This is a genomic window from Kitasatospora sp. NPDC057518 (genome assembly GCF_042802075.1).
Lineage (GTDB): Bacteria > Actinomycetota > Actinomycetes > Streptomycetales > Streptomycetaceae > Kitasatospora.
This window is the reverse complement of the sequence record NZ_JBHVEU010000463.1, coordinates 1-7,073: the sequence shown is the minus strand read 5'-3', so window position 1 is coordinate 7,073 and position 7,073 is coordinate 1. Positions and strand designations below refer to the sequence as shown.

At 71.3% G+C, this 7,073-nt stretch carries 6 protein-coding genes; 2 read left to right on the top strand and 4 right to left on the bottom strand.

The window, feature by feature from the left end; all coding sequences use genetic code 11:
• Positions 1 to 32: 32 nt before the first annotated feature.
• The 4 genes from ACFU7Z_RS33215 to ACFU7Z_RS33200 all read right to left on the bottom strand — a co-directional run bounded on the left by ACFU7Z_RS33215 (position 33) and on the right by ACFU7Z_RS33200 (position 4,108).
• Positions 33 to 785 (bottom strand): amino acid ABC transporter ATP-binding protein, encoded by a 753-nt coding sequence (locus ACFU7Z_RS33215; RefSeq protein WP_107086343.1) that lies wholly within the window; start codon positions 783 to 785, stop codon positions 33 to 35.
• 41 nt (positions 786 to 826) lie between these two features.
• Positions 827 to 1,801 (bottom strand): amino acid ABC transporter permease, encoded by a 975-nt coding sequence (locus ACFU7Z_RS33210; RefSeq protein WP_049649438.1) that lies wholly within the window; start codon positions 1,799 to 1,801, stop codon positions 827 to 829.
• Between the two features lie 37 nt (positions 1,802 to 1,838).
• A complete protein-coding gene (locus ACFU7Z_RS33205) occupies positions 1,839 to 2,765 on the bottom strand; it encodes an ABC transporter substrate-binding protein (protein ID WP_063780035.1) in 927 nt (308 codons plus the stop codon).
• Between the two features lie 419 nt (positions 2,766 to 3,184).
• Positions 3,185 to 4,108 (bottom strand): ABC transporter substrate-binding protein, encoded by a 924-nt coding sequence (locus tag ACFU7Z_RS33200; protein ID WP_380781611.1) that lies wholly within the window; start codon positions 4,106 to 4,108, stop codon positions 3,185 to 3,187.
• A gap of 583 nt (positions 4,109 to 4,691) precedes the next feature.
• Here ACFU7Z_RS33200 and ACFU7Z_RS33195 point away from each other — a divergent pair.
• Both ACFU7Z_RS33195 and ACFU7Z_RS33190 read left to right on the top strand, forming a co-directional pair.
• The gene (locus ACFU7Z_RS33195) at positions 4,692 to 5,888 is read left to right on the top strand and encodes an NADP-dependent malic enzyme (RefSeq protein ID WP_049649441.1); all 1,197 of its coding nucleotides are present in this window, start codon (positions 4,692 to 4,694) and stop codon (positions 5,886 to 5,888) included.
• Between the two features lie 149 nt (positions 5,889 to 6,037).
• Positions 6,038 to 7,000 (top strand): zinc-binding dehydrogenase, encoded by a 963-nt coding sequence (locus ACFU7Z_RS33190; RefSeq protein ID WP_074001424.1) that lies wholly within the window; start codon positions 6,038 to 6,040, stop codon positions 6,998 to 7,000.
• The last annotated feature ends 73 nt before the right edge of the window (positions 7,001 to 7,073 follow it).

The window sequence follows — 7,073 nt, the reverse complement described above, 5'->3', positions numbered from 1 at the left end:
GGAGTGACCTGCCGGGCGCCGGGCGTACGGGCTCAGAGCACCTTGGAGAGGAAGGCCCTGGTGCGCTCGTGCTGCGGGTCGGTGAGCACCTCGCGGGGGTTGCCGGACTCGACCACCACCCCGCCGTCCATGAACACCAGCGCGTCGCCGACCTCGCGGGCGAAGCCCATCTCGTGGGTGACGACCACCATGGTCATGCCCTCCTCGGCGAGGCCGCGCATGACGTCGAGGACGTCGCCGACCAGCTCCGGGTCGAGCGCGGAGGTCGGCTCGTCGAAGAGCATCAGCTTGGGCTTCATGGCCAGCGCGCGGGCGATCGCCACGCGCTGCTGCTGGCCGCCGGAGAGCTGCGAGGGGTAGTTCTTCGCCTTGTCGGCGAGGCCGACCCGCTCCAGCAGGGCCATCCCGCGCTCGCGGGCGTCGGCCCGGCTCTCGCCCTTGACCTGGACCGGCGCCTCCATGACGTTCTCGACGGCGGTCATGTGCGGGAACAGGTTGAAGCGCTGGAAGACCATGCCGATGTCGCGCCGCTTGAGGGCGACCTCGCGGTCCCTGAGCTCGTGCAGCCGGTCGCCCTTCTGCCGGTAGCCGACCAGCTCGCCGTCCACCCAGAGGCGGCCGCCGTTGATCTTCTCCAGGTGGTTGATGCACCGCAGGAAGGTCGACTTGCCGGAGCCGGACGGGCCGATCAGGCAGAACACCTCGCCCTGCCTGACCTCCAGGTCGATGCCCTTGAGCACCTCTACCAGGCCGTACGACTTGTGCACGTTCTCGGCGCGGACCATCGGCTCGCCGGACGCGCCGCCGGGGGACTTGGTCGGATCGGTCATACGTGACCACCTCCCTCGAGCCCCGGGACGACGTCGGCGGTCGTCCTGGGGGCGGGCTTCCCGGCGAACAGCCTCCGCAGCCGCTGCAGCGGGGTGGGCGGGAGGGTGCGGTTGGAACCTCGGGCGTAGTGGCGCTCGATGTAGTACTGGCCGATGGTCAGCACCGAGGTGAAGAACAGGTACCAGAGGCTGACCACGATCAGCAGCGGGATGTTCTGGTAGTTCCGGGAGTAGATGACCTGGCCGGCCCGGAAGATCTCCTCCAGGGAGATCACGGAGACCAGCGAGGTGGTCTTCAGCATCGAGATGGTCTCGTTGCCGGTCGGCGGGATGATCACCCGCATGGCCTGCGGCAGGACGATCCGGCGCATGGTCTGGAACCGGCTCATGCCGAGCGCGTGCGCGGCCTCGGTCTGGCCCTCGTCCACCGACTGGATGCCGCCGCGGACGATCTCCGCCATGTAGGCGGCCTCGTTGAGGCCGAGGCCCAGCAGCGCGGCGACGAAGGTCGGGATCAGCACGTTGGTCTGCTCGGACCAGAACTCCGGCCCCCACGGGACGCCGATCGACAGCTTGGCCCAGATCAGGCCGAGGAAGTTCCAGAACACCAGCTGCACCAGCACCGGGGTGCCGCGGAAGATCCAGATGTAGACCCACGCGACGCCGGCCAGCAGCGGGTTCGGGGACAGGCGCATCACCGCGAGGACGATGCCGCCGACCACACCCATGAGCATGGCGAGCACGGTCAGTTCCAGCGTCACCAGCAGGCCGTGCATGATGCTGTCGTGGAACAGGTACTGACCGACGATGTCCCACTTGAAAGCGGGGTTGGTGAAGAGGGCGCTCACCAGCATCGCCGCGAGTACGGCGATGACGACGGCGCCGGCCCAGCGTCCGGGGTGGCGGACGGGGACGGCCTTGATGGTCTCGGGCCGGCCCTGCTCCGCCGTCCCCTTGTCCAAAGAGTTCACGGTGTGGCCTCGGGGGAGAAGATGGAGCGGACGAGGGTCAGCTGACGGCGCCGTTGACGGTCGAGGTGGTGATGGCGCCGGACTCGACCCCCCACTTGGCGAGGATCTGCTTGTAGGTGCCGTCGTCGATCAGCGACTGGACGGCCCCCTGGACGGCCGGGGTGAGCTTGGAGCCCTTGGCCAGCGCGACGCCGTAGGGGGCCACGCCGTAGGTCTCGCCGACCTTCTCCAGCTGGCCGCCGGACTGCTTGATCGCGTAGTCGACGACCTGGGAGTCGGCCATCATCGCCTGGTCGCGCCCGGAGACCACGGCGTTGGTGACGTCCGTCTGGAGGTCGAACTTGTCGCCGCCGTTCTGGACGCCCGGCTTGCCGGCCTTGGCGCAGTCCGGGTCGCGGGTGTCCTTGATCTCGTCGGCCTGGGTGGTGCCGGTCTGGACGGCGACCTTCTTGCCGCAGAGGTCCTTCGGGTCGATCTTCTCCGGGTTGCCCTTCTTCACCGCGACGGCGCTGCCGGAGTTGAAGTAGGTGACCATGTCGACGATCTGCTCGCGCTCCTTGTTGTCCGTGAAGGACGACATGCCGAGCTGGAACTTGTTCGACTGGATGCCGGGGATGATCGCGGTGAAACCGGAGTCCTGGACCTCGGCCTTCAGCCCGAGCTTGGCCGCGATGGCGTTGGCCAGGTCGACGTCCATGCCGATGACCTTGCCGCTGTCGTCCTTGAACTCGTCCGGCGCGTACGAGGCGTCGGCGCCGACCAGGAGCTTGCCGGCGGCCTTGACGTCGTCCGGGACGAGCCCGGCCAGCTTGGGGTCGGCCTTGACCTCGTTGACGGTCGCGGAGGCGTTGGGGGCGCCGCTGCTCTCGCTCTTGCTGCTGCTGCAACCGGTCAGCACCAGGGAGACCGAGGCGGCGACCACACCGGCTGCGAAGAGCCGGCTGCGCTGGGTACGGGTGGTCATGAGGGGGATCTCCATCCTGGGGGAGAGAGGTCGGGCGGAGCGCGCCGCGGGAGCGGCGCACCGGAACGGCGAGCCGCGCGGCTCGGTACGGGTGCGTGTCGCCGTACGTCGTCGTACGTGCAGGCCGGGTCGTGCAGTTGCCCGGGCGCGGGGGAGCCGTCCGGGGTTGTACGAGGTACTGCTTCCGCCACCCTCCGCCGAGGTGGACGTTGACCGGACGGCCTCGACCAGTGGCCGGCTCGATCCGAGATGGGGGGAATCCTGCCATCTGATGACAGTCAGGTGGCCCTCATCCAGATCAAAATCGGATAACGAGGGGTCGCGCTGTCCGCTATTCGGACTTATTCCGCGCCCCTGTCACTCTGCGCATAAGTATGCAGATCGGTCCGTGCCGTCCCCGGAGGCCCGCCGCCCCCGCCTCAGATGCCCCCGTTGACCACCGCGTTCTGCGCCGCGCCGGCGCCGACGTTCCACTTGGCCAGGATCTTGTCGTACTCGCCGCTGCGGATCAGCTGGTCGATCGCCCCGGCCAGCGCGTCCCGCAGCGGCCCGTCGTCCTTGCGCACCGCGATCCCGTACGGGTTGGAGGTGGACTGCCCGCCGGTCACCTCGAAGCGGGCGCCGCCGTCGGTGGTCTTCGCCGCGTAGGCAGCCACCGGGTAGTCGTTCAGGCCGGCCGCGGCGGCGCCGGAGGCGACCTCGGCCAGCGCCTTGGTGTCGGTGTCCAGCTTGTGCGGGGTCAGCGGGCGGCCGACCCGGGTGCAGACGCCGACCTGGCGGGTGACGATCTCGTCCTGGGTGGTGCCCTGCTGGAACGCGACGGTCTTGCCGCACAGGTCGTCCAGGCCCCTGATCCCCTTGGGGTTGCCCTTCGGGACGACGATCGAGGTGCCCGCGATGAAGTAGTCCACGAAGTCCACGCCCGGGCCGGTCGGCTTGCCGGTCTCGTCCACCGCGTCCCGGCGCCGGCGGGTGTCGCTGAGCGCGGACATCGCCACGTCGTACTGCTTGGCCTGGAGGTTCGGCACCAGCTTGTCGAAGGGGGTGTCGACGAACTCGACCCGCACGTCGAGGATCCGGCCCAGGGCGGCGGCGAGGTCCGGGTCGAGGCCGGTCGGCTTGCCGTCCGGGCCGCGGAACTCCACCGGGGCGTAGTTGACGTCCATGCCGACCCGCAGCGCGCCGGCCGACCGCTGGGCCTTCGGCAGCTTGCCGCGGAGGTCCTTGACCGGGTCGCCCGGGGCGGCCTGCCCGCCGCCGCAGCCGGTCAGCAGGAGGGCCCCGGCGGCGGCCAGGGCGGCGCCGGCCGGGACCGGACGGAGGGCGTGGCGGACGTGCGGCATGAGGGCGGCTCCTGAGGGAGGGAGGTGGGGCCGCCACGGTGTCGCACGGGTGTACGCGAAATGGCGGACAAGCGATCCTGCCATCCCGCCCTGCCGGGCCCGGCGGCGGGTGTGTCAGAATTCGGTACCGGGTGACCCCCGAACGCTCGAACCAGGCCGACGAGCCCCGACAGGCTCGGGGTGCCCGGGAACGGAAGTCCTCACGCGGCTCCGTATCCGGGGCACCGGATCCCCTTCGGCCTGTGTTCACTCCTGCGGGTGCGCGTGCGCTCATGCCGTTGCCGCCGCCGGAGCCCGGCGCTTCCGACGCCGGGCCCCTGTGACGCGACAGCGCGGCGATGAACCGTACGTGACGAGGACGAAAAGGCATAGGTGCGATGCCTTCCTCCGACCTACGCTCGGCCCGGAAGCACAACGCGGACAACACAGACCCCATACAACCCTCATCCGAGGGCGCCGCCCGACGGCAGCGCCCCGACCCCGACCCCGGGTCCGCTTCGGCGTACCCGGTTTCCGGTTTCCGGACGGGTCGCCCTGCCCGTCGGCCGCGCGTCCTCGCCAGATCAATGACGAAGAGGTCATCGTGGCAGCGGAGATCATTCACAGCAGCACCCAGGACACCGAGGATCCGGTCGACGCGGTCTTCGCGCTCCACCGCGGCGGGAAGATGGAGATCCGGGCGACCGTCCCGGTGCGCGACGCGGACGACCTGTCCCTCGCCTACACCCCCGGTGTCGCCCGGGTCTGCACGGCCATCGCCGAGCAGCCGGAGCTGGTCAACGACTACACCTGGAAGTCCAACACCGTCGCGGTGGTCACCGACGGCACCGCGGTGCTGGGCCTCGGCGACATCGGCCCGCAGGCCTCGCTGCCCGTGATGGAGGGCAAGGCCATCCTGTTCAAGCAGTTCGGCGGCGTGGACGCGGTGCCGATCGCGCTCGACTGCACCGGGGTCGACGAGATCGTCGAGACCGTGGTCCGGCTGGCCCCCTCCTTCGGCGGCGTCAACCTGGAGGACATCTCCGCGCCCCGCTGCTTCGAGATCGAGCGCCGGCTCCAGGAGGCCCTGGACATCCCGGTCTTCCACGACGACCAGCACGGCACCGCGATCGTCACCACCGCGGCCCTGTGGAACGCCGCCAAGGTGACGGGCCGTGAGATCGGCTCGCTGCGGGCCGTCATCTCCGGCGCCGGCGCGGCCGGCATCGCCATCGCCAAGATGCTGGTCGCGGCCGGCATCGGCGACGTGGCCGTCTGCGACCGCAAGGGCGTGGTGTACGAGGGCCGCGGCGACCTCACCGACGTCAAGGCCGAGATCGCCGGGCGGACCAACCGCACCGGCCTCAAGGGCTCGCTGGCCGACGCGATGGCCGGCGCCGACGTGTTCATCGGCGTCTCCGGCGGCACCGTGCCGGAGGAGGTCGTGGCGACCATGGCCGAGGGCGCGTTCGTCTTCGCGATGGCCAACCCCAACCCGGAGATCCACCCGGAGGTCGCCCACAAGTACGCCGCCGTGGTGGCCACCGGCCGCAGCGACTTCCCGAACCAGATCAACAACGTGCTGGCCTTCCCGGGCATCTTCGCCGGCGCCCTCCAGGTCCGCGCCTCCCGGATCACCGAGGGCATGAAGCTGGCCGCCGCCAAGGCGCTGGCCGGCGTCGTGGCCGACGAGCTGACGCCGCAGAAGGTCATCCCCTCGCCGTTCGACGAGCGGGTCGCGCCGGCGGTCACCAAGGCCGTCGCCGAGGCCGCCCGGGCGGAGGGCGTCGCCCGGATCTGACGAGGTGATCGGGGGAGCGCGCCCGCCACGGCGGCCGCTCCCCCGCGTCCCCCCGAGCGCCCGGAGGCGAGCGGGGGAGCAGCAGCCGGGACACGCGTCACACCTCCGCGTGGTTCCCGGCCCCGGCCGTCGCGGCTATCGTCCGGGGCATGTTCGCTGCCTACGCCGCACGTACCGACGCCGCCGACCCGCTGAGCGGGCTGGAGCTGGGCGACCTCCCCGAGCCGCAGGCCCGCCCCGGGTGGAGCGTGGTCACCGTCCGGGCCGCCAGCCTCAACCACCACGACCTGTGGTCGCTGCGCGGGGTCGGCCTGCCCGCCGAACGGCTGCCGATGATCCTCGGCTGCGACGCCGCCGGCGTCGACGAGCACGGCAACGAGGTGGTCCTGCACTCGGTGATCGGCCAGAGCGGCCACGGGGTCGGCCCGGACGAGCCGCGGTCCATCCTGACCGAGCGCTACCAGGGCACCTTCGCCCAGCGGGTCGCGGTGCCCACCTGGAACCTGCTGCCCAAGCCCGCCGGGCTGAGCTTCGAGCAGGCCGCCTGCCTGCCCACCGCCTGGCTGACGGCCTACCGGATGCTGTTCACCAACGCCGGGGTCAGGCCCGGGGACACCGTCCTGGTGCAGGGGGCGGGCGGCGGGGTGGCGACCGCGCTGATCGTCCTCGGCAAGGCGGCCGGCCTGCGGGTCTGGGTCACCGGTCGGGACGAGGCCAAGCGCGCCCGGGCGGTGGAGCTCGGCGCCGACGCGGCCTTCGAGAGCGGCGCCCGGCTGCCCGAGCGGGTGGACGCGGTGCTGGAGACGGTCGGCGCCGCGACCTGGTCGCACTCGGTGAAGTCGCTGCGCCCGGGCGGCACCATCGTCATCTCGGGGGCCACCTCCGGCACCAACCCGAGCTCCGTCGAGCTGAACCGGATCTTCTTCCTGGAGCTCAGGGTGGTCGGCTCGACCATGGGCACCAAGGAGGAGCTGGCCGGGCTGCTCGCGTTCTGCGCCAACACCGGCGTCCGGCCGGTGATCGACTCGGTGCTGCCGCTGGCCGAGGCCCGGGACGGCTTCGCCCGGCTCGCCGAGGGCGACGTCTTCGGGAAGATCGTCCTCACTCCCTGACGGCACCCCGCTCCTGACGGAGCCCCACTCCCTGACGCCTGCCCGCGGGCGTGCGGCGGCCCGGTGCCTCCCG